The 24,464-nt window shown below is 42.1% G+C and carries 16 protein-coding genes; 6 read left to right on the top strand and 10 right to left on the bottom strand.

Annotated features, from left to right (window positions below; genetic code table 11):
• Nucleotides 1-112: 112 nt before the first annotated feature.
• On the top strand, nucleotides 113-1,075 hold the full coding sequence (locus B3P16_RS23025) for a nucleotidyltransferase family protein (protein ID WP_286844617.1): 963 nt from the start codon (nucleotides 113-115) through the stop codon (nucleotides 1,073-1,075).
• 131 nt (nucleotides 1,076-1,206) lie between these two features.
• Entirely contained in the window at nucleotides 1,207-3,120 is a 1,914-nt protein-coding gene (locus B3P16_RS23020; RefSeq protein ID WP_286844613.1) for a polysaccharide biosynthesis protein, read from the top strand.
• A 62-nt stretch (nucleotides 3,121-3,182) separates the two neighbouring features.
• On the opposite strand, the gene B3P16_RS23015 is transcribed toward B3P16_RS23020, so the two are convergent.
• The 8 genes from B3P16_RS23015 to B3P16_RS22980 form a co-directional block, all read right to left on the bottom strand.
• Nucleotides 3,183-4,865 (bottom strand): RagB/SusD family nutrient uptake outer membrane protein, encoded by a 1,683-nt coding sequence (locus tag B3P16_RS23015; protein ID WP_286844610.1) that lies wholly within the window; start codon nucleotides 4,863-4,865, stop codon nucleotides 3,183-3,185.
• Nucleotides 4,866-4,876: 11 nt separating this feature from the next.
• The gene (locus B3P16_RS23010) at nucleotides 4,877-7,855 is read right to left on the bottom strand and encodes a SusC/RagA family TonB-linked outer membrane protein (RefSeq protein ID WP_286844607.1); all 2,979 of its coding nucleotides are present in this window, start codon (nucleotides 7,853-7,855) and stop codon (nucleotides 4,877-4,879) included.
• A 380-nt stretch (nucleotides 7,856-8,235) separates the two neighbouring features.
• Complete coding sequence (locus B3P16_RS23005) at nucleotides 8,236-8,778, bottom strand: hypothetical protein (protein ID WP_286844605.1); 543 nt, start codon at nucleotides 8,776-8,778, stop codon at nucleotides 8,236-8,238.
• A gap of 57 nt (nucleotides 8,779-8,835) precedes the next feature.
• Entirely contained in the window at nucleotides 8,836-11,298 is a 2,463-nt protein-coding gene (locus B3P16_RS23000; protein ID WP_286844603.1) for a zinc-dependent metalloprotease, read from the bottom strand.
• Between the two features lie 19 nt (nucleotides 11,299-11,317).
• Nucleotides 11,318-12,742: a RagB/SusD family nutrient uptake outer membrane protein gene (locus B3P16_RS22995; RefSeq protein ID WP_286844601.1), complete on the bottom strand. Its 1,425-nt coding sequence runs from the start codon at nucleotides 12,740-12,742 to the stop codon at nucleotides 11,318-11,320.
• A 12-nt stretch (nucleotides 12,743-12,754) separates the two neighbouring features.
• Nucleotides 12,755-16,360 (bottom strand): SusC/RagA family TonB-linked outer membrane protein, encoded by a 3,606-nt coding sequence (locus B3P16_RS22990; RefSeq protein WP_286844599.1) that lies wholly within the window; start codon nucleotides 16,358-16,360, stop codon nucleotides 12,755-12,757.
• Nucleotides 16,361-16,391: 31 nt separating this feature from the next.
• A complete protein-coding gene (locus B3P16_RS22985; RefSeq protein WP_286844596.1) occupies nucleotides 16,392-17,537 on the bottom strand; it encodes a FecR family protein in 1,146 nt (381 codons plus the stop codon).
• A gap of 56 nt (nucleotides 17,538-17,593) precedes the next feature.
• On the bottom strand, nucleotides 17,594-18,178 hold the full coding sequence (locus B3P16_RS22980) for an RNA polymerase sigma factor (RefSeq protein WP_286844593.1): 585 nt from the start codon (nucleotides 18,176-18,178) through the stop codon (nucleotides 17,594-17,596).
• A 225-nt stretch (nucleotides 18,179-18,403) separates the two neighbouring features.
• Here B3P16_RS22980 and B3P16_RS22975 point away from each other — a divergent pair, with 225 nt between their 5' ends.
• Nucleotides 18,404-19,312: a DUF4625 domain-containing protein gene (locus B3P16_RS22975; RefSeq protein WP_286844591.1), complete on the top strand. Its 909-nt coding sequence runs from the start codon at nucleotides 18,404-18,406 to the stop codon at nucleotides 19,310-19,312.
• 78 nt (nucleotides 19,313-19,390) lie between these two features.
• Here B3P16_RS22975 and B3P16_RS22970 read toward each other — a convergent pair whose 3' ends face one another.
• Nucleotides 19,391-19,714, bottom strand: a complete 324-nt coding sequence (locus tag B3P16_RS22970) for a helix-turn-helix domain-containing protein (RefSeq protein ID WP_286844589.1) — start codon at nucleotides 19,712-19,714, stop codon at nucleotides 19,391-19,393.
• A gap of 121 nt (nucleotides 19,715-19,835) precedes the next feature.
• Here B3P16_RS22970 and B3P16_RS22965 point away from each other — a divergent pair, with 121 nt between their 5' ends.
• Nucleotides 19,836-20,924 (top strand): PAS domain-containing sensor histidine kinase, encoded by a 1,089-nt coding sequence (locus B3P16_RS22965; RefSeq protein WP_286844586.1) that lies wholly within the window; start codon nucleotides 19,836-19,838, stop codon nucleotides 20,922-20,924.
• Between the two features lie 11 nt (nucleotides 20,925-20,935).
• On the opposite strand, the gene B3P16_RS22960 is transcribed toward B3P16_RS22965, so the two are convergent.
• Nucleotides 20,936-21,679, bottom strand: a complete 744-nt coding sequence (locus B3P16_RS22960; RefSeq protein ID WP_286844583.1) for a hypothetical protein — start codon at nucleotides 21,677-21,679, stop codon at nucleotides 20,936-20,938.
• Between the two features lie 313 nt (nucleotides 21,680-21,992).
• On the opposite strand from B3P16_RS22960, the gene B3P16_RS22955 reads away from it, so the two are divergent.
• Complete coding sequence (locus B3P16_RS22955; RefSeq protein WP_286844582.1) at nucleotides 21,993-23,603, top strand: TlpA family protein disulfide reductase; 1,611 nt, start codon at nucleotides 21,993-21,995, stop codon at nucleotides 23,601-23,603.
• 103 nt (nucleotides 23,604-23,706) lie between these two features.
• Nucleotides 23,707-24,417, top strand: coding sequence for a hypothetical protein (locus B3P16_RS22950; RefSeq protein WP_286844581.1), 711 nt, complete (start codon nucleotides 23,707-23,709; stop codon nucleotides 24,415-24,417).
• Nucleotides 24,418-24,464: the final 47 nt, after the last annotated feature.

The raw sequence follows: 24,464 nt of genomic DNA, 5'->3' as shown, positions 1-24,464 counted from the left end.
AAGCTCGCTTTTGTTTAATAATTCATTATTTATTAATATGGAAAATTATGAAACTGGTACCAATATTGCTATTCGTTGCACACGCACGATAAAAAAATACATTTAAATATAAATGAAGAACAGTATTGAAAATACACAAAAGCCTATTCTAGTTATTTTGGCCGCTGGTATGGCGAGTCGTTATGGATCGGCTAAGCAGGTGGAAAGTTTCGGCCCATTTGGTGAAAAAATAATAGATTATTCCATTTACGATGCCATTCGCGCTGGATTCGGAAAGATCGTATTTGTCATTCGGGAAGAATTTTTAGAAATTATGAAATCAAATGTTGGTTCCAAACTTCCTGAATCTGTCGAGGTTGCGTATGCCTACCAGGATTTTGACCTAAAAAAGTATGGTATTGATAGAGTTGTGGAACGCCAAAAACCTTGGGGTACCGGTCATGCCGTAATGAGTGCCGAGCATGAAGTAGATAGACCGTTTTGTGTGATCAATGCGGACGATTTCTATGGCTATGATGCTTTTCAAAAGATGGCTGATTTTCTAACCCAAAGAGCGGATGATCAAGAGATGGCACTGGTCGGTTTTGAAGTAGGTAATACCCTTTCCGACTTTGGCTATGTCTCGCGCGGAGTATGTGAAGTGAATGGAACAAATCATTTGCAGAGTGTGACCGAACGAACCAACATTTACCGAAAAGACCAGGATATTGTCTACGCGCAGGGTGAAAAAGAAACTGTGCTGTCTGGAGAAACTCGGGTGTCCATGAATTTCTGGGGATTTACACCCAAAATATTTGAGATTGCCCGAAGCTTGTTTCCTGATTTTGTGGAGAAAAACCATGAGAATCCCAAATCCGAATTCTTTATTCCTGATTTACCGGATTATATGGTCAAGCAAGGTGTTGCCAAATTTTCGGTGCTACCAACCAATGCGAAATGGTTCGGTGTAACCTATAAAGAGGATAAGGAAGAGGTGCAGCACAATATTCACCGATTAATAAAGGAAGGTCATTATCCGCAACGATTATGGCCAGAGAAAAAGGTAGTCGATGAAAGTATCTATTTAGATTTTTAAAACGTAATATTTTTAATCGATACGGTAAAAGTTCTCCTGTATTGCGGGCGAACTTTTATCGCATTTATACTTTTTATTTTGGTACATTTGCACTGACTTAAACTTTGAAAGGGAATTTTAATATATTTTAAATGAGTAATTTATGGAGGGAGGGCTTGTCCATCAACAAGCCTCGGTGGGTCATTCTGATATTAGATATGATGATAGTAGCTATGGCCTTTTTGGTCAGTTATACACTCATTTTTAAGCATCGGGGTGGAGTTGAGCTTGATGCCTTGGGTATACAGCTTATATTGGTATCTACAATATATTTGATCTGTTTTATTTCGCTGGGAACATTTAAGGGTGTTATTCATAAAACTGGAATCCGTGAATTGCAACGTATGGCATTAGCGGTCGTAATGGCTTATTTTTTGTCGGTCATTGTATGTAAAATATTAGAGTGGACACAACCTTCATTCTTGCATGCCGCATTTCCTTTCTCCGATACACAGCTTCTTTTTCATGCATTGATTGTGGGTTTTGGGATGACTTTTAGCCGCGTACTTTACAGAGCATTGTATCATGAGCTTATGTGGGGCGGGAAAGACAATCGAATTCCTGTGATTCTTTTCGGAGCGGGAAATATGGGCAATACAACCTTCCACTTTATCCATACGACTTCGCGCAACAAATACCGTATTGTAGCGATTATGGATGATAATCCGCATCGTATTGGTAATCGAATTCAAGGCTTTAGAATCCATGATATTAATAAATTGAATAAAGAGTTTGTCGACAGGCACGGAAATGCTGCAGAGCTAATAGTAGCAGTCGATAATAGGTCTCCTGAGCGTTTAAGCAAGGTCTTTAAGTTGGCCGAACCGATTCCATTAATCGTTAAGATTATCCCAGATACGGCTCGCCTGATGGCCGGGGAGGTGGCGACCCGACAAATACGCAGTTTGCGCATAGAGGACCTGCTGGGACGTAAAGCAATCGACCTGGACAATCCTGCTATTGCTGCAGAGATGAAGGGACAGATCGTATTGGTGACAGGGGGAGCTGGTTCTATCGGTGGAGAACTGGTGCGCCAGCTCGCGCATACGGATTTAAAACAGCTTATTGTGGTGGATCAAGCGGAATCTTCTTTGTATGATATTCAACAGGAGCTGAGCTCCTCCGCAAATTTTGGGCGTTGCGTATTTATGGTAGGCAATGTCCGGGATGCCATATTTATGGATACACTATTTCAGTTCTACAGACCGACATACGTCTTTCATGCAGCAGCTTATAAACATGTGCCTTTGATGGAAGCCAATCCATACGAATCTATTTTAACAAATGTATGGGGTTCGTATAATGTTGCTTTGCTGGCCGATAAATATAATGTAGCTAAATTTGTTATGGTCTCCACGGATAAGGCTGTGAATCCTACCAATGTCATGGGGGCTACCAAACGTGTCGCGGAGATTGCTATATCGACGGTGAATATAAACTCCAAAACCAACTTTATCGTTACGCGTTTTGGTAATGTATTAGGTTCCAATGGTTCTGTCATTCCATTGTTTGAAAAACAAATGCTCAAAGGTGGACCGCTGACAATTACCGATCCGAATATCACCCGTTATTTTATGACCATACCCGAAGCCTGCCAATTGGTACAGGAAGCCGCAGTAATGGGTAAAGGCGGTGAAATATTTGTCTTCGATATGGGCGAACCCGTTAAGATTATGGATCTCGCCAAACAGATGATCCGCTTAAAAGGCTACAATTACCCCGAAGATATTGATATTAAAGTCGTAGGCCTCCGTCCAGGTGAAAAGATTTTTGAAGAGCTCCTGGCGAATGGGGAGAATACCGAAAAGACGTATCATGAGAAGATTATGATTGCAAAGGTTAACACCCCAGACTTAGCATTGCAAAAATCGCGAATTGAGCAACTTTGTGCACTCGCCAAGACTGCGGATCCGAATGATGATAAAATGAAACTAGTGCAACTGGTGAAAGATATCGTACCTGAATTCCGCTCTCAGAATTCTGTCTTTATAGCATTGGACAAGTAATTCTAATACAGAAAAAGCCAACCTGCATAAGCAATCGCAGGCTGGCTTTTTTATTATAAATTTTAATATCCCGGATTCTGTGCCAGGCTGCTGTTACCGGCAATAGCCTGGTTGGGTACCGGAAAACGATTCAGATGCGTGGAAGTACTTGGATTATGATCCCACCACTTTTCTGTCGTGAAAGCTTTCCATCGGATCAGATCGGTACGTCGTCGACCTTCTCCTAAAAACTCAATACTCCATTCATCCAAAATACGATACTTGTCCATATTGGCAGCAGTTACGGGATTAGGATCTGCAGCATTGGTAAAGTTCCGTTTCCGGACGGTATTGAACAGTTCCACAGCCTTTTCCTTATTTCCTAATCTATAATCACATTCGGCAAGCATATAGTAAATTTCTGCCAATCGGATAATCGGCATATCAGCTCCCCAGCGTAAAGTATTATTGGCGAGATTCGGGATGGGTACCTTCACAAGACGTACACCTGTGTTTTCCTCGCCTTCGGACATTTTAGAAGGTAGCTGGTCGATGGAACTGTATTTTTTCCCTGGACCAACTTCTGAAAAGCGACCCACCTGGTCGACAAAGTTCAGGGGCTTGTCCTTATATTCCTCACCGCCAAGAATAGCCTCGCCGCTCGGTGTTTTATGGGGACCAACGATAAACATGCCCTCATATTGGTCCGAGCCACGGTAAACGTAGGGTGCTTTGCGCAAATCGCCTTGGTCGAAGGTTTCAAAAGGTGAACCTAGCTTAAAGTCTGCGGTATAAAGTGAGCCATTGGGTTTCTTCGACGGCGTCAGGTGGGCTCCATTGTTGCCGCCCATGTCCTGTGCAAAGAACTGTTTCGTGTTGTAATGATAGAAGTCGGCATAAAACCAGTTGTACTCCAGCATCTTGAATTCTGATGGCATAGACCAAATAATCTCGGGCGATTCATTGTTTTTAAACCCATGTACTCCGTTCCATTTTGTATCTAGGGCATAATTACCATAAACCTTATTGACAATGTCCTGTGCCAATTTTTGGCTTTCAGCATACATTGCTTTGCCGATATAGGCCTCTGCATTGAAGTAGAGCTGTGCTAGCATGGCTGCAGCGGCAGCTTTTCGGATCGCGCCTTCTTCCTTGTCCCCGGCCTTCTTTGCCGGAAGATTTTCAATAGCAGCTTTGAGCAACTTTTCGATATGGGCAAAAAGTTCCTGATCGCTATTGCGCGGTAGGGACTCTTGGTCTAGGGATTCGAAAATAGGCATCCCCCCAAAATAATCCAATCCACGTAGATAAAAGTAGGCGATCAAGGCATCCAATTGTGCGAGGTCTGCTGCTTTCCGCTCGTCACTCAGGGCAAATTTGCCATAGTCCAATTTGCTCAGATCGCTCTTTGTATCCAGTGCGAGGGCGACCCCCATCAGGGTTCCGCGCCAGCTTCCCCAGATCCAATTGTCATCAGCCGTCCAACGGTGGTAATGATAGCGCTCATTCTCGCCACCATTATACCAGTGGCGTCCCTTGGTGGTAATGGCAAAATTGTCTGCCGTATATTCCTGTAGTCGCCAGCGGTCTTCGCCCATATACCATTTGGCATGGGTAAATGGTCTAAACAAGGCCGCCTTGATGTCTTTCTCACTTTTGAAAAAGGTGTCCGGCGTGACCGAACTATAAAATTCCTGATCCAATTTGGTGCATCCTGATAGCAATAATGCTACGGATAATGTTGCTATGGAAATGTATTTTTTCATGTTTGTTCAGTTTAAAAATTTACTTGTAATCCCATCATAAAAGTCCTTGTCTTTGGATAGACATTGCGCTCCTCAAAGCCCGGTTCGAGGCCATTGATATTGACTTCGGGATCCAGGCCACTGTAATTTGTAAACACAAAAAGGTCGCGTGCAGTGGCATAGACACGCATTGATTTCAGTGGTTTGATCCAATTTTGGTTAAAACGATAACCGATGTTCAGCGCGTCAACCTTCAGAAAAGTGCCTTTTTCCAGCCAGTAATCGCTCAACTCTTTCTCTCCCTTGATATTTTTATGTTTGTCATAGGCCTCTTCCAATACATTCTGTCCTTTTACATTGGGGAGGCTATAGTACATATTGATCATATTGAATACATCGTGGCCGATCCAGCTACGCATATAGATACTTGCATCCCAGTTTTTATAGGTAAATTGGTTGTTCCAGGATAGTTGTAAGGTCGGGATCGCATTGCCTACAAAAGACTTGTCGCCAACGGTCTTGTTGCGGTCGCGCACATCAAAGGCATTTCCATCCTTGTCATAGAGTTTCCAATAGCCGTCATCTGTAAATCCGGCAAATTTCCAGAGGAAAAACTGGCCAATATCCTGCCCTGGGTACAACCTGACCGCCGAGCCTGGTGAACCTGGTGCCGGGAAGTCTTTCCGGTCGGTAAAGGTCTGACTGCCCCATAAGGTGTTAAGCCTACTTTTGTTATGCGAGGCGACAATGCTGGTGGTATAACTGAAATGCTCATTATCTACGGCTTTAAAGTTTAGTTCAAATTCATATCCCGTATTTTGCATGCTACCCACATTCATGGTGGTTTTATCGTGGATCGCCGGTGGTTGTGAGACGCTGATGTCGTAAATCAGATCGTCGATCTTGCGTTTGTAAATATCAAAGCGACCGCTTAAACGGTTGTTCAGTACGGTGAAATCTAAACCGAGGTTGTATTCTTTTTTGACCTCCCATTTGATATTTGGATTTTGGTTGTGCATCACGCCATAGGTTCTGAACCATTTGCCATCCTGCAAAAACCAGGTATCGGCGCTATACATCCGTGTGGCAACTTTTGCATCAAAGCCTTCATTGCCCGTTTCTCCGTAGCCTGCGCGTAATTTTAAGTCATTGATAAATTTGACATCCCGTAGGAACGGTTCCTGGGAAACACGCCAGCCTGCGGACAGTCCCGGAAAGAATCCCCATCTGTTTTTAGGCGCAAATTTGCTGGAGCCTTCATAACGTGCCGTTGCGGTCAGGATATAGCGGTCCAGATACGAGTAGTTGACACGTCCGAAAAAAGCAGCAAGCTTGACCCAGGGGTTTTTCCAGGAGCCAATGCCTGCACGTCCATCAGGCAAATAGGTTCCTGTGCCCATATCGTTTTCGCCAATACCATCAACAGGGAAATTGGAGTTTTCGGCCGAAAATCCTTGTCCATTAAAATCCTGGTAACTATAGCCTGCCACAGCATTCAGGGAATGAGAGTCCCATCGGTTTGTATAGTTGGCGGTCCATTCGAAGACGCGGTCATTGAACCGGCTATAATATTGTTTGGCGAATCCGTCCACATTATTCTCCCGCGAAATGCGATGTTGTGCCGATCGGTAATAATTGCCATGTTCGCTGTTGTTCTTAATTCCGATGGTTGCGCTCGTGGTCAGATGTTCTGTGAGGTTTAGTTTTAAGGTCGCATTCGCCAAAAGGTATTTAAATTGTTTTTCGTCGCTGCGAAGACGTGCTTCGGCCACAGGATTCCAGGTATCATAACCCCCTTCCAGTACATTATATCCACTGACATCATTGGCATCATACGGTGTTTCCGTAGGATTCATCACCAGGGCCATGTTAAAAATGTCATTGTTGTTAAAGATGTCGCCATTGGAACCAAATGCTTTCACCTGATTGTAACTTACATTGGTATTTAACTCCGCAAAACCGTCGAAAAATTTGAATGCACTATTGATCCGTCCACCGATTTCATCCCGTTTAGACGTGATCGCCATTCCTTTGGCATCGCGTTTGGTAAAGGTGGTATAGACATTGGCATTTTCGGAACCGCCGCTGATATTGGCGACTTGCCGATGGCTGAATGGATTATTGTTGGTAACCTCATCATACCAGTCGGTGCGATGTCCCAGATCTTCACCGCGGCCATATTCCACAAATTTCTCTGCCGATAGGACCTTGGGACGTTTGCGGATGGATTCGACAAAGTATTCGGAGGTAAAATTCACCTGTGCTTTTCCGACCTGTGGTCGTTTTGTGGTGATCAAGATCACACCACCGGAGGCACGCGTTCCGTAGATCGCGGCAGCAGAGGCGTCGCGCAGCACGTTAATGGATTCAATATCTTCCTTCGCCACGGAGTTGATATCACCGCCGGGAACGCCGTCAATAACCACGAGCGGTCCCTGTGAGGCGTTTACTGAATTGACACCGCGCAATTGCAAGGAGATACCGGCATTAGGGTCGGTTCCATTGGTGGATATGACACTGAGACCAGGTACTTTTCCTTGGATCGCCAAAAGGGGAGAGACAGCACCCGCTACCATGTCTTTCTGTTTGATGCTCGAAACGGCACTGGTCAATTCTTTCTTGTCAAGGGAGCCATAACCGACGACGACAGCCTCCTCGAGCTGCTGCGTGTCAGATACCAGTTGTACGTTTACACTGGAGCCACCCGTATACGTGATTTCCCTGGGGCTAAAGCCGATCATTCGAATGACGAGGACAGCATTTCGCTCCACGTTGGTCAGTGTGAATGTACCATTGGCGTCGGTGGAGGTGCTGCTATTGCTTCCCTTTACAGACACCGTGGCTCCGGCTAAGGGATTGCCCTGTTGGTCCTTAACACTCCCCTTGACCGTTGTTTGGGCTTCCTGCACATAAGGTGCATGGGGTAGGGCATAAGCGGCTCCAGCAAAAAAACTGCTGCTGAATAGCAATAATTTAGTAGCCACTTTAAAACTGTTGATTTTAAAATTCATGTGCTAATGTTTATTAAAGGATATTGGTTGTTTACGAAAAATGAGCTTGACAGGATTTTTGTGGAATGGTCGATGTCAGCTGTCGGCTCCAGATAAAATGGATATGTTCAAATTCAAGATACTGCATATAATTGGTGTGATATGAACACTAAATTTACAGCATTAGCAGTATAGGTACTGCTGCTTGAGACAATATGAGGATATTTTGAGACAATTTGTAAGGTCAGCTTTCACTTGAAATAATGTCGGTATTTGGGAACAGATATATACTCGGATTTTAAGCTTAGACTTATTCATTGTGAGTCGAAATTTCTAAAACAAAAAAGAGCTGATAAAATTTTATCAGCTCTTTTTTCGAATTTCTATATTGCGTACACGCTTTAATGGCAGGCCACGGGCTCGGGGTAATCAGCTTTAGCCATTCCTTTGACCAATTGGCCACAATGGCGCATCGACGCTGCGTAAGGATTTTCAATCGCCTTGTCGTAACTTAACCAATACCCTTTCTCCATCGGACAGTACTGTAGATAAACGGCTTCATCTGTACATTTCATCGTTTCCATAATGGTAAATAGGGATTGTGTGACAGCAGAAAAGGATAGCTTCATCGCTTTCATATCCTGTGCAGATTTTAAGCTGGCAGCATCGGTCTTCATGGTCCGGCTCACCTTTTTTAGGCGCATCATGTCATCGAGCTGTAGACCCTTCAACCGGAAATTCTGAACTTCCTTTTCGAACTGAACCACATGTTCCTTACTGCCGACAAAGTTTTCGTCCATGATGTCTTTTTTTACTTCCATATAGGCTTTAAACAACTGGTCGCGTTGTTGTTGGGGAACATCCTGCCCATGGCTTGATTGACAGGAAATCATCATGATACAGATCAAGCATATTGTGTAAATTCCTTTTAAGTTATTTTTCATCCTAATATTTTCTTTTTAATGGCTGATGAGCGATCGAGCAATCTCGATTTCATCTTTTTAGTCTTTGTTGATTTGATTTTGAATACGTTTAATTTCGAGGAGCATGAGATCTAAATGCTGTTTATTTAGGGCGTCTACCTGTTTTGTGGACAGTTGATTGATCGCTGGAACTAAAGCAGTCAGGTAATTTCTGACAAAGAGCTGTATGTCGCTACGTTGTGCCTGTGAAATGATATCTGATCCTTGTGCAATTTTGGGATTGATGATCTGATTTACCTTTTCCAGAAAAAAGCGTTGCTGTCCACGTTTGAAAACATTTACGCGAGGGTCACCACCTGGCAGGGTCCAAATCGTTCCCCCGATATCGTTTAGATATTCATCAAGTCTGTAGGGATTTTCATTCGTCAGGGATTTCATATAGACATTATAGAGCATTCCCGGGCTCATCAACATATTCAGCATCTGTTCCTGTTGATCGGTGATTTCCTTATTTGCATCTTTTCCGATCAGCTCCTGTATATCTTTGGGATACAGCCACAGGGGTGGGGTTAATACGTTGTCGCTCACATACTGCATGGCAGCTTTTACCTTTTCTCGTGGAATTGCCGCATAGACAGTGCCTTGTTGGCCCCGTACCTTTTTTGTAATCTCCTGACTGCCGATATTTTTCAATACATGGTAAAGATAACGGTCAAACTGTGCGCGCACCGCTTTATGCATATCTTTTAGATTACTGTAATCATCTCCAGTTTCGGCAGTCCATGCTATCAAATTGGAAACGACTCTTTTCAGATTTTTGATACCATAGCTACTGGCCAACATCGAGTCATCACCGAGATCTTCCTTCTGACTGCGTGGATCCTCTTCGTTTCCTTCACCGCCAAACCACAACTTGGGGTTCGCCGTTAGGCTGTCCGTCAATTGTTTCGATAGATAAACTCGTTCGTCTTCGTCATTTGAAAATTGTGGAAGGTACTGATAGCCCCATTGAATGGCCCATTTGTCGTAGCTGCCGATGCGCGGATATATTCCCGCTAGCCCCACTTGGTCTTCGGGCTGCGCTACATAATTGAAACGTGCATAGTCCATAATGGATACCGTATGGCCATTTTTTTCGACCCATTGCTTGTCACGCAATTTCTCTACGGGCGTTTGGCTGCTTGCTCCCATATTGTGGCGGAGACCTAAGCTATGCCCCACCTCGTGCGACGAGACAAAGCGAATTAACTGGCCCATCACCTCGTCATCCAACTGCATTTTTTGAGCAGCCTTGTTTAGCGGTCCCACTTGCACCATAAACCATTGCTGAACGAGTTTCATCACATTATGATACCAGCCTACATGTGCTTCGATAATCTCGCCACTTCTGGGGTCTGAAATACGGGGACCATAGGCATTCGCTTTTTCAGACGCAAAATAACGGATCACGGAGAACCGGGCATCCTCAAGGCTCATCGTGGTATCCTGCTCGGGCCATTCTTTGCCCACAATGGCATTTTTAAATCCTGCTTGTTCAAATGCCTTATTCCAGTCATTGATTCCAGCAATCAAATAGGGACGCCATTTTTTTGGTGTTGCTGGATCGATATAATAGACAATCTGCTTTTGAGGCTCTACCAGCTCACCTTTTAAATAGCGTTTTACATCTTTCGCTTTGGGTTCAAGGCGGTAGCGCTGTATAAAATTAAGCGTTTGGGACCGTTGACCTTTATCGGTGAAGAGGATATACTTGTTGGCAAAGTAGCCCACTCGGTCATCGTATATCCGTTTTTTCATCGGCTCTTTTGGCAACAGCACCATGGAGGTGTTGGTTGTAAAAGTTAAGGATCCTGTCAACATAGCTGCAGGAGTACCCGATGTTGAGGAATATGTTTTTGTCGTTTTTACTTCCAGGTTGATCGGAAATACCTTCATATCCGTAATGAAAGACCGGTCGTCCGCCAACGATGAAAGCTTATTTTCGCTTTTTATCTTGCTGTCAAAGGAAAGTGCGGCGTTGTCTTTCCGAAAAAGATCAGTTACCTCGATCAAATAACTGTTGCCTCCTGCCTGTAGTCCTTTGATATCCAAAATAGCGACAATCGGGTCTTCCTGCGACTGCATTAACGCTGTACGAATGGCATCGTTTTCTGGAGCGTCCTGTTTATAAATTGCTGCCCGCAGCTGTATCCGGTCACCAAGACCTTTTTCAAAGTAGAGTGTCTGCTCATTCAGCTTTTCTCCTCCGTACATCGGAAATCCCTGTGGAGCTGAAACCAAGCGGGTTACGGTGAGGAAATACCGGTTCAACAGACTGTCAGGGATCTCCAGATACCACTTCTTTTCCGACTCGATAACATTGAAAACGCCTGAGCGAGGAATTTTTTGCTTATTTACAATCTTGTTATAAGCTTCATGGAGGTCATTTTTTGATTTTAGCGTATCTGTTTTAGCCGCTGTCTTATTCGGGGTCTGCTGTGCTTGAACCATAGCTCCAGACAAAAGAAAGGCGAGGGTACTAAAGATAATTTTGTTTTTCATGTGTTTGTTATAGCATCTATTAAAACGGTACAGCTTCGTCTGTATTTAACCGCAAGTTTGGGTTTAACTTCATGACATCCAATGGAAATGGAATAATGTACATTCTGGAGTTTGGTGCCAGTGTGTAGGTCTTTTGTTCGACAGTCTTATTGACAATCGGGAATACACGGACAAGTGTTTTCGCATATTCTTTTTCAAGATTCAAACGTTTCAGATCAAAGAAACGATGGAATCCGATAGGCAGCTCCCGTCGGCGTTCGTTAACGACCAGATCCATGGTTTCCTTTCGGGTAGCAGGGACTGCCAATAAGGCTTTACTCCCTTCGATCCGGGTTTTACGCAAGGCATTCAACATATTAATAGCCTTCGCAAATTGATCCTGACGGGCATAGCATTCTGCCAACATCAGATAAATCTCCGGTGTTTTCAGTCCTACTGTGGGGAAGAAAAAAGCCGTATATTTCACGTTGTAGTAACTTGCTCCGGCGCCAATATCCAGAAAACTAGCATTGGACTTGGTATAAAATAAACTAAAGCGCTTATCCTCCTGATCAAACATGCTCGTCAATTCTGGACTTAAGATATAGCTGTAACCAAAGTTCATTTCTGTATAACCGTTGACATACATGTAGCTTAATACTTCTGGATTATTTTCCGCGATGATAGGCGTTTTGCTGGGGCCGCCCAACTTTTCATACTGGACAAGGTCAATTAACTGCCCATTCAGCTGCATGGCTTTTTCTGCAGCGGCTTGTGCTTCTGTAATTTCTCTTTTGAAGAGATGTACCTTTGCCTTCAGGGCATATGCAAAAGCCAAGGAGGGATGATAGGGGTTGGTGGGTTTTTCCTGCAGATGAGGTATAGCGTCGTCTATATCTTTTTGGATAAAATCGTATACCTGCTGCACGGTTGATTTTACTGGCTTCGCTTCCAGATCATATTTATCCATGATACAGACACCGCCGTCCTGGGCTGCTGTACTGGCATCATAAGCTTTTGCATAGACATTGATCAGATGGAAATAATCAAAGGCCCGAAACATCTTGGCTTCCGCCTTGGCGAGCGTCTTTAATTCATTGTCCCCTGTACTTTCACCAACCAAGGAAATAATCATATTCCACTGTGCAATGTATTTATAGCACTGATTGTAAAAGCTTGATGCGGAAAGTTGGCTTACCCGATCTTCCTGTTCCTGAAACAGAAAGTTGATGGTATTGATATTGGGCGTCAAACCAATGACATTGGATTCTTTGAGGTATTGGTCATCGACCAGATACTGAAAGTTGTTGATCGGATAGCCTCTATTTGGATAGGCGACCAAATCGTAATAATCTTGAGTTGTACGCACCAATTGTGAGCCTTTGGGCGTTATATCAAGGTATTTATCGCAGGCAGTAAAGACCACTATAGTCGCACATGCTGCCATTAAGGTTTTTATAGTCATCGTAGATTCGGGTTAAAAAGTGAGTGAAAGTCCCATCAGGAATGATTTGGCCAAGGGCAGATAGCGCGTTCCGCTATTGAGCGAATAGGATTCTGGATCGATGTCATTGCCGGCGGCGCTCCAGGTCCATAAATTGTTCATCTGCAGGGTTAGTTTGACGTTTTGCATCCCAGCTTTATGGGCCAATTGCTTGGGCAATTGATAACCTACGGCTATGTTCCGAAGCTTGATATAATCAGCCGACAGAATCTGCTGATCACTATAGCGCCATAAAGTGGATAAGGTTCCTGCGGAAGAACGTAGGTTGTCTGGATAATCGACCAGTAAACGGGGATAATCGTTATTGGCTCCTTCTGCCCATCGGTTCACCAAGCCAGCGTTTGTGAGTTCATCGCTTGCCAGATCGATGGCATCTTTACGTAATTTATGTCCGCCAGAGAAGACAAACATGGCCGAAAGATCGAATGCTTTATAGCGTAAGCGCTGATTGATAGACCCTGTGTATTTTGGGAATAGCGTGCCCATGTCGACCAACGCATCGGGCGAATTGATCGCATTAATTTTTGTAGGGGTACCGTTTTCATCAAAAATAACATTGGATTCGCCGTTTTGATCCAAAAAGTAAGGGTAGCCATTCACCATGCCGCCATAGCGGTAAGCCAGGACAGCGTTGTAGCTTCTTCCTTGGAAAAAGTAATTCGTTGGTGAACCAACATAGGACTGTGCGGTCGCAGTTAAGCCGTTGACTTTCTCGACCTTGTTTTTATTAAAGGAAAAAACCAGTTGGGTGCTTGCTGTTAAATCTTTCTTTTTAAGCCACACAGTATTGATATTAAACTCAATCCCTTTGTTGCGTAATGCACCATTGTTGATAACACGCGAATTGGCACCTACGGTTGGGTCGAGAACAGCACCGATCAACAAATCGGAGCTGTAGCGACTATAGGCATCAATACTAGCAGACAGGCGGTTGTCGAAAATCGAAAAATCTATACCGAGGTTTGTCGTTGTTGTTTTTTCCCAGCGCAGCATGGGGTTTGGTAATGATTTTTGTTCCAGATATTGCAGGTAGGGGAAAAGTTTATCGGATTTCCAGGTAGCCGTACCGTAGCTTGAGCTTTCTTGGTCCACATTACCGGTAATACCGTATGTTGCCCGTAGTTTGAGGGAATTCAACCAGTCTTTATTTTTCATAAATTCTTCGTTGCTGACATTCCAGCCTGCTCCTACAGACCATAACGGACGGTACTTAAACTTCGGATCTACCCCAAAGAGATCCGCCTGATCCACCCGTATGCTTCCCGTAAGGTTGTATTTGTTGCTAAAAGTATATCCGGCATTGGCGTAAAGCGAGGTGAAGCGGTGTAAGGTTTCCTTTTGTGCGACGCCATTCAGGTCCCCCAGGCGGACATTCCCCCCATAGATATAGCTGGTGATACCAGATTTACTCAATGTGGCCCAGTCGATGGTTGTGGAGGTCAATGTCACGGGATTGTAGCCCACAAGTAATTGTTGGATAGGGCGCGGTACATGCGACTGACGCATCTCGAAGCCGGCCAGGGCGGTTAGCTGATGTTGGCCATATTGGCCAAAGGTATTATCATAATTAAATTGATTCCGAAACGTATAGTTGTACCGTTTGGATTCAAATTGATAGTAGCGGCCTCCTGCTGGTAGGTTTTTCGTGTATACTCCTGTGGCAGCATTATAGCTCACCATCGCGTTTGAGGCAACACGCATCATGTAGCTATCTTCGTCGTAGAAACTTTCACGGGATGCTTGCCCCAATTCATAGGAAAACTGCGTTTGAAAAGAGAGGCCTTTGTAAATAGTGGCCCGCAACGATGTAAATGCGCGAAGATTTAAACTCTTGTTGCTCTCGATACCTTCGCCTAAGGCTTCAAGGACATTAAAGGATGTACTTTTTAAATTTCCGTTTGCAGCGATCTGTTCGGCTGTCTCGCCGTTTATGGCCGATCCGGGCCCGATAGAACTTGAAAGATCAACGTAAGGCGCATAGATTAGGTTGCCATTTTCATCTTTAATGCGTGTATAACGAGGCTGTAAGAACAGATCATTGTAAATGCCATCCGTTTCTTTATTTACGGAATATGTGCCGTTCAATCCGACTGTTGCATTCAACCATTTGGTTATATTAAAGGCCGATTTTAGATACAGGTTAAATTTCTCGTTTTTTTCGTGGACAACCTGTCCTTTTCCTTTGTCGTAGTTGAACGATACAAAGGTGTTGCTTTTGGACGAATTCTGGGAAATACTTGCATTATACCTTTGGCGTGTTTCATTTTGCCAGACATTATCAGTAAATTCCTTGATGTAATCGTTTTTCCGCCAGGTATTTATTGTTTCATCCCGTTCTTGCTGATTAATTGTCCCGATGGACTCTTTACGAAATAGATCGTACAGCGGTGAATAGTATTTTAAGCTTCCACTACCCAACTTTCCATAGTAATTGAACAAAGATTCGGTATTCGCATAGCGCGAACGCTCTTTGTTGTAAACATCAATTTCGTAGTCTATCAGATCGGACGTACTGGCATAATGCATTTTGGCGATATCCGGTTTCTGCGTAACGAATTGATCGACATTAAAGTTGACGGAAACGCCTTGCCCTTTTCCTTTTTTTGTGGTTACGACAATAACTCCATTGGCTGCCCTGGCTCCGTAAATCGATGCAGCTGTTGCGTCTTTCAGGACGGTCACGGACTCTACGTCATAGGGGTTGATATCGTTTAAGGTGAGCTCGGTGGGTAAGTCGTCAATGACGATGAGCGGATTGGTGGTCACGTCACTGGAATAGGTACCGATTCCGCGAAGTACGGGATTGTCTGCGGCAACGCGCGCGGGGTTTTTGATATAGGTCAACCCAGCTACTTGGCCTTCGAGCGCAGAAGTTAAATCGACATTAATCTGTTTGTTCAATTGATCATTGTTGATCATGGAATAGGCTCCAGGACTACGTTCTTTGCTGATTCGTTGGTAACCTGTTATCATAATTTCGTTGAGCATAGATTCCTTTGCACTCAACATCACACGGACCGGTCTTGTTACTTGCTCAGGACTGAAACGCATGACTTTTTCATTAAAAGAGACATGTCTAAAAGACAATTGGATCTCCGGGCTGGTCACGTTGAGTTCGAAATCGCCTTCTGCAGAACTCATCGTTTGGCTATTGTCCTGTATATTATGAATCGAGACACCGGGAATTGTATTGCCTAGGCTGTCGATTACTTTTCCCCGGACAAGCTGGCTATTGTTCGATAGGGTTTTACGATACAGAATAATCCGTTTATTTTCTAAACGATAACTGAAGGGCTGATCCTTAAATAAAATGGATAAGGCATCTTCAACGCTTGCTAGTTTGAGGTTAACGCTGATGGGGCGGGCCGCTTTTAATAGATTGCCGTCGAACACAAACTCATAGCCATAGTGATCCGATATGCTCGTAATCACCTCTTTGACATCGGCATTTTTAAAATTTAACTGTACCTGCTGGGCATGTAGTTCGTAGGGGTCAATCATGCTCATCAAGGCAATTCCAGCGACCAAACTCAAGTATTTCCGCAAAAATACCGGTCGCTTTTGGGTTAGGTAGGACATGGTAGATGAAGGTTAATGTACTATTTAGTTGTTATTTTTTATATGTAGTTTTTAATATGATTTTTTTATTGTTCAATTGAAAATCCAGGCCGCTTGCTTCATTTAAGAGATGCAGCATTTCCTGTAATGGGATATTTTTTCGGACCTTCATATAGATCGATTGGTCCGTAGGCAGCGCGATGGTATCGACATCGACGCCATACCATCTAGACAGGTCAGACAGGATTACGCGAAGTGACTGATCCCGATAGTCAAAGTAGCCGGCCGTCCAGGCCACAGCTTGCTTTGGAGCTAAATGTTCAATATGTATTCCTTTTTGATCGGTTACAGCTGTTTCCCCTGGACGAAGTATCATCCTTTCAGCTGTGCCCGATTTGCTTAAAGCGATCCGTCCGGACAGCAGGGATGTTGTAACAAGTCCGTCGCCTGCGTAATTTCGCACGTTAAAGACCGTTCCCAGCACTTCAACTTTTGTGGTACCAGCAGTTACAGTAAAAGGCCTCTGCGCATCATGAGCAACCTCAAAGTATCCTTCTCCTTCTAAGGAAACCTCTCTTCTGGCTATATCAAAAGGAAGCTGAAACCGTAGGGTAGATGCGGCATTCATGGTAATCTTGGTCCCATCTTCCAAAACAAGCCTAAAGTCCGAATTGGGGGTATAGATCGTTTGCAAGCTTGGATTTTTGCCTATCGCCATTACTTTTACAGTTTGACTGTCGATACGGGAAAATGCAATGTCTCCTATTTGCCATACAGAATCTATCTTTGGCAAAATGGCAATTTCTTTCCCGGACTTATCTTTAACATATAACGTGGGTGCTGAAGGCGCAGTGACATCGGCAGGTTTTGGGCCTTGCCCTAAATAAAACCAAGTCGCCAATCCAGCGACAAGTAGGATGGAAGCGGCGGCCCACCATTGTTGTTGTCGTCTTAAACGAATAGATTTTTTCTTCGATTCGTTTAATTTACCTTCCAACCGTTCTTTAATTATTTCGATATGCGAAGCAAAGGGTTGTTCGATTTGATCTTCCTCAAAGTCGATCGATGCCAAAGAAGTAAGGGTTTCGAGCTCCTCGTCGCTTGCTTGATCGAAATAGTGAAGCAACCTATCGAGATCAACGCGATGGATACTTCCGTTTAAATAGCTCTTGTAAATATTTTCTATTTTTTTTGCCATATCTATAAGTTAATACGCAACTTATTAGCAAAAACACTATCGTAATCTTGATTTTTTTAAAAAAAATAGAATGTAACAAGAATTACCAAAATCTCATCATAATGGTCCTGTACAAATTGGCGAATATGTTGATTGGATTTGACCATCGCGTTGCTTACCGTGGATACAGAAATATTCAATTTTTGGGCAACTTCTTCGTAGCTTTTCTGCTCTAATTTACATAAGACAAATATTTCTTTTCTACGCTCGCTTAAGGTATTGAGTGCTCTTTCTAATAATTCGGCTTGCTTTTCATGGATATCGCTTTCTGTTTCCATGAGGTAGAGCTGCTCGAAATGTTGGTATAAGTTTTCCTGCATCGCGGTTTCTTTTGCTAATTTTCTATACCAAGAAATAACATCATTTTTAGCTATGGTAAAAATCCACGATTTAAAGCTTCGGTTTGGATCGATGCTGGCTCTTTTTTCCCAAACTTTCAGGAATACATCTTGCACGATCTCTTCACTGACCTGCTTATCTCTAACCATTCGAAAGATAGTGGAAAATAAGGCGTGGCTATACTGGTCATATAAAGCAAAAAAAGACTGTTCGTTTCCATTGGAGAGCGAAATCAATAGCTTATTTTCTGCAGTAGCATCCATTGTAGAGTTTCAAAAGGGCAGATAGTATGCTGTTTAAACACCTAATCGGCGTTCAAATTTACAAATTTCAACTTAATATTAAGGGCAATAGCTTTCATACGGATATTAATATGCAGTTAGCGTTTTAAGATTAAAATTTAAACAATCGTTTTAATGCAACTGTATTGCTTTTGCGTTGGTTTTATTATATTTGCAACAATATTGCAATAATAAGTACTATACCATATGATCAAACCAATAAAAATTATCCTGGCATTTATGCTCATATCTGGGCTTTTTGTATCCTGTAAAAAAGAAGGGGAGACAGCGGAAGTGGTTTCACCAAAAGCAGAAAATGTAGAAATTGGCTATGCCAATAATAAGCAAGCAATCCGAGGGCGGGATTTTCATTTTAATGCAGATATTCTGGCTGGAGATAAAATCGAGTCTGTTCAAGTTAAAATTTTACCGAAGGCTGGGCTGAATAATTCATCGCCATGGAAAATGGAAATTGCTTGGGAAGAGTTTAAGGGATTAAAAAATGCCAATGTGCATAAGCATTTTACCGTTCCAGTGGAAGCGCCTGAGGGCAAATTTGATTTTTTCTTTATCGTAAACGATGTTAATGGATCAAAACTTGAGTTAAAGGAAGATTTTCAGATCTTCGATGCGGCTAATATGCCTGTTGACCCGATGGTAGACCGTGATATCTTCTCCCGAAACGATGATATGGTATACTATATGAATACCTATGTAGAGAATCCATTGGTTTTCAAAAAAGGGGATAAGTTTACGGCACGTGCGCAGATCAAGCAAATCCAAGGGGATGGTATTCTATATACAGCATTGATAAAGCGAACGCTGAATCATTTTCCTGAAACGGTTGATAAACTTGACTTGACGAAGGCTATCATTATCTCTAAAGTGGAGCATAAAGATCTGGGACCGGCATCAAAAGTCAATACTTACAAGTTGGTTAATGGCGTGATAAGTGGCGATGATATTTTAATCGGAGTAGAGAAAGATGGTTTAGACAGTCAGATTGCAGGTGACCGACAATGGCAATCTGGTCAGTATAATCTCGTGATATTATATAAAAATACCACATTTAATATGAGTACTTTTAAGTCGATTCCAATTACTATTTCTTATTAAAAATTCGTTATATGCCTCTTAACCCAAGCTTCCGATCAAGCACGAAGGAAGTTTGGGATTAAGGAGGAAGTTTCAATCCTAATACAGTTGACCATAGAGATCGATGACTTTTTTCTGAAGTTGTATTATTTCCTCTTCCCGTTCTTTCAGCTTTTGTTGAATTGAAGTTATTCTGTCAACATTATCATTTACGTCATCTGTCTCAGAAAAAGATAAAAGCTGCACCGCTGTAAAATTAAATAACTTGGCGATTTGGATTAATCTGGAGAGATTAAGATCGGTAATGCCTGTTTCCATTTTTGAAAATGCGGGAATGGAAATCCCCAGTTTTTTTGCTACATCCTGTTGGCTCCAACCTTTTTGGTGCCGAAGTAACCTGATTTTTTTTCCTACTTTATTCATATAAAACTTTCTTAAAGGTTAAGATACAAAAAAGGTTACAAAGAATGGCATCATTTCTGTTGCATTAATTTTTTAGAGTTCCCTATATCTATACATTCACGATTGCTAAATTTCTTTCTGTATGCCTTTTGATGAGCACTTTTTGCTGTCGGTTCTGGAACGGTCTCCTTTAGCCACGGCTATTTATGACAGTCCGGAACTCAATATTGCCTTTGCCAACCAGGCGATGCTGGATACATGGCGTGCAAGCAGCTCAATTTTAGGACATACTTTGTGTGCCTGTTTTCCCAGCTTTGAAAAAGAAGGATTTTCATCTATTTTGAAAAATGTGTGGAAGACAGGGATTACCTATCGTGCCAAGGATACTCCGGCAGATATTGTATCCGGGAGAAATATTATGAAACGGTACTTTGATTTCGAGTACAAAGCATTATTGGACGAAAGGGGAAATACTTATGCTATTTTACATTCCTCATGGGATGTGACGGAAAGAAAACTTGCCTATGATAAAGCTGAAAGCCAAAAAGAGCAAATATCTTTTAATAGAAAGCTGGATCTATTATCAAATACCCTTTCACATGATTTAAAAAACCCATTATCCATTCTAAAGATGGGAAATGATATGCTGCGTAAAAATATAAGTCTACCTAAAGATGTTCAGCAAAAATGGTTCGACAATATGCAAGCTGCCATAGAAAATATTCAGTCTATTATCAACCAAACCCTGCAGCTAAATAAAATTAGAGCTGTCAATCCGGTCAGGGAATGTTTAGATATGGATAAAAAGATCGCGGAATGGATAGATGAGGTAAAGCTTCTTTATCCAGCATCACAGTTGGAGTTTAGATTGGGAAATCTCTACAAGCTGGATGCAGACTGTGGGGTTGCTTATCAGATTTTTTTTAATCTGATTTCCAATGCGGTGAAATATGCTAAAGATACCGAGCAGGATTATCTTGCGATCTATAGTGAAAAGACAAGCAAAGGGATTGTATACTATTTGGAAGATAATGGGATCGGTATTCCAGATGAAGACCTAGATGTTGTATTTAAAGCCCATGAGCGCGCAAAAAATGCGCTTGCAGCACAGGGCTCAGGGATAGGACTCTCCTTAGTTAAGGAGTTGATGGAACGTCTGGACGGTAACGTTAATCTCTCCAGTAAGCTGGGCAAGGGGACGATCATTCGCTTGTTCTTTCCGAATAATTAGGTGCTGTCTCGTTATTGTCCGTTAAAAGGCAGTTTGCTGATGTAAATGATCGCTGTATCTGTGGACGTCGGATAAGTACGCTCATTGCCTTTAACAGTCCACTCAAAGCGTGTTCCTTCAGCGCCAATATAAAGTCGGTTTTTCTTATCGTGGTAAATATAGTTCAGTTGTCGGCGGAAAGGAAAATCAAGTAGCTGTTCACCTTTATCAGTAACCCTTACTAATTTGTCGGGCTGCATTAACGGACGTCCATATTCTTTGTCGATGATTTCTTTCGGCTGCGGGATGATTTTGTAAGATTCGTTTTCACTGATCTTTGTTTCTTTTCGATTGACCTGTATTTTATCATAGACTTCATACCCATATTTGCCCTTTCTGCTCCAATTTTTACCCTGGTCCAACGAGAATAAAGTCGGACTTGTCGAATGGTCTTGGAAATTACTTAAAGCCATCAGTTCTCCCTGATACATACTGAAGCTAGGTATGCCAAATCCAGCATCGTTGACCATTTGCCACGAAACTCCTTTATCCGTAGTCATATAAATCTTGTACATGGTAGCCACAACCAGGGTGTCGTCGATATTGCCGTAAATAGCCGATGTGCCTCTGAGCTGTCCTGGGATACTCAATTTCGTCCAAGTAGCATCTTTCGTTTCAATATCGATACGACCCTTTGGATTAGAAGGGTCGTCCTTTTGGCAAGAGCTGAACAACAGGCTTAGGGCGCAGACAAAAAGCAGTGGTCGTAGAGTCATTTTAAATTGCATGTTTTTTGCGATTTGAGTAAACAAGCTGTGTGATTTTTGAGCTTTATATAATTTTAAAGATAGTTATGATAACTGAAAGTTATTGTATGGTTCAAATTTTATTTCTCTAGCAGTTCGTATATTATATGAGGCTGCTAATAAGTCTTCCTATCGGACATTTATCTAATTGGATGAATAATCAATCTATTGTATTTATTCAAAAATTTGTTTATTCCTATGGGAAGGGAATTCAATTATAAACCATTTTATTCGTTGTTGTCTAAATGAAATGATTAACTTTATGGAAACCAATAGCCTAGTTATGAAGTTGTCATTACTTTCTTTTTTTTATTTCTTCTTGTTATCATTTGCTACAGCGCAATCATCCGCTGAAAAACCGCTTAAAATCAATGCAAATGAGTGGATAATGCAACAGCTGGCTAACGCTAAAGTGAAAAACAATCTAGTGTCGTATAAAAACAATTTTTTTCAATTTGATACGGTACGTTTAGTTGGATTTATCGAAGATTATACTCCTGGACTAGAATTCACAAGTGGTATTATTTATAGCAGCAATGAGCTGACTCGCGAAGATTATCCTACTACCGTACAGGTTTATCCTGACGGCCGTTTTGAGGCGAGCTACTTGGCCACAAGCCCGAAAATTAGTTATATTACGTTTAAAAATAACCGTTTTAAATTTTATATCGAGCCGGGACAAACGCTGGCGTTGCGATTAAGAGTTACTGAAGATCAAAATTTAGCGTTAATAGGTTTTGATGGTCCCCTTGCTGCCGAGAATCAACATTTCAGAAGCTTTGATTGGGAAAATAATTTACGGACCTTTTATCAGGACATGGAAAGCCGTTTGAAAGCGCAACCAATTTCAGCAATCAAAAAGGAAATCATGGGAGCCTGGGATTCGGTGCAAAATGAAGTAAATGGACAGTTAAAGAAATCAAATTTTTCGCCTAAAATAAAAAATCTGATCCAAACGGAAGTTGCACTCAATTATACAGTACAATTAATGGATCTGCAGATGTATCGAGAGCATTACCTAAGAAATAATCCTACAAATGCCTTTCTAAAAGAACCGCTACCCAATGATTATTTTAGTTTTATAACTCGTTTAGACCTAAATGATCCGGTTATTTTGGTACAAAATGATTTTTCAACATTTATCAACCGATTTGAGTATTCGACGTTATTTCGTACTGATGCATATTATGATGCCCTAAATAGTCAACGTAAAGGGAATCTATATTTGGTATTAGATTCGGCAAATCTAAAGTCTAATCCTACGATCGCAAATACTTTGGTTTCAGAAATTGCCAAATTGCGTACCTTGAAGTTTGCATTAAGTGGTGCGGCTGATACAGTTGGGATAACAAAAACTACAGAACAATTATTGGCCGTGTTAAAAAATAGAGATTTAAGGGATGAAGCTCTCCAACTATCAAACCGTGTAAGGAAGTCCAGAAACGGCTATTTGCTGCCTCATACTGATGCTGCAGCTATCTTTAAGAACATGACAGATAAATACCGTGGTAAAGTCGTTGTTGTGGATTTTTGGGCGCAGTGGTGCGGTCCCTGCCGCTCCGGTATTGAATCATCGCAAGGGAAACGCTTAAAACTGAAAGATAATCCGAATTTGGCGTTTGTTTTTGTAACAGATATTGAGGGGACTCCAGATATGGAGTTTTATAAAGATTATATCGTTAAAAATAGCATGTTTGAATCCTATCGGGTTTCTGCCGATGAATATAGAGCATTGCGCGAATTATTTAAATTTAACGGAATTCCGAGGTATGTACTGATGGATCCTGATGGTAGAATTAGAACTGATAATTTCCAAATGCATAATCTGACAACTGAACTTCCAAAAAATTACCCACAGCTTTTTACGTATCAACAGATGCAAGGAATCAATTAATTCGGTGTGCAACAACATAAAATGCTAATTATATTAGTATTTTATGTTGTTGTTTCCTATCTTTGTACTGTTAACCAATTAATAAATAATTAAGACTCAAATTATGGGCGTGCAGCAAGGTTTTAAGCCTCCAAAGAAGAGCGATGAACTTCTGAAGGCTATCTTTGAAGATAACTTTCCCGACTTTCTGCGGTTTATGTATCCCAAAGCCGAGGCGATCTTTGATTTGGACCGGGGATTGACGTTTATGGACAAAGAGTTATTGGAGATCATCCCCAACCGTGAGCGTAAAAAAGGCAAGCGTATGGCGGATCTATTGGTGAAGGTATTTTTGCGAGATGGTACGGAGAAATGGATCTTGGTGCATACGGAAATAGAGGGAGGCAATGATCCGGGATTTTCACATCGGATATTTCAGTACCATTATCGTTTATTGGACCGATATCGAGTTCCAGTAGAGACGATAGCTATTTTTACGGGCGATCGTAGGCAACGGCGGCCTGCTATCTACACTTATACGGTATTCCAGACATCGTTGGAATTCCGTTATCTTAATTATCAGATCTTCGATCATAGTGAGGATGAGCTTCTTGTTATGGACAATATTTTTGCGTATATTGTATTAGCTTGTCAGAAATCCTTACAGGAAGATAAAGTTCCTGAAGAAGAGCTGGCGGAGCATTGGAGTACAATTGCACGTACACTGATTCAGACGAATCGATACAGTAAAGATCGTATAATGAGCTTTTTAGTTTTTTTAAAGAGTTTTCTATTTATACGAGATAAAGAAATAAATAGTAAATTTCCTCTATAAATTGTTATTCTGTGGCTGAGGAGAGAGCGATAAATTGCTTTTTATTT

Source organism: Sphingobacterium sp. UBA7631, from assembly GCF_002483935.1.
Lineage (GTDB): Bacteria > Bacteroidota > Bacteroidia > Sphingobacteriales > Sphingobacteriaceae > Sphingobacterium > Sphingobacterium multivorum.
This window is presented reverse-complemented; position numbering and strand designations above follow the sequence as displayed.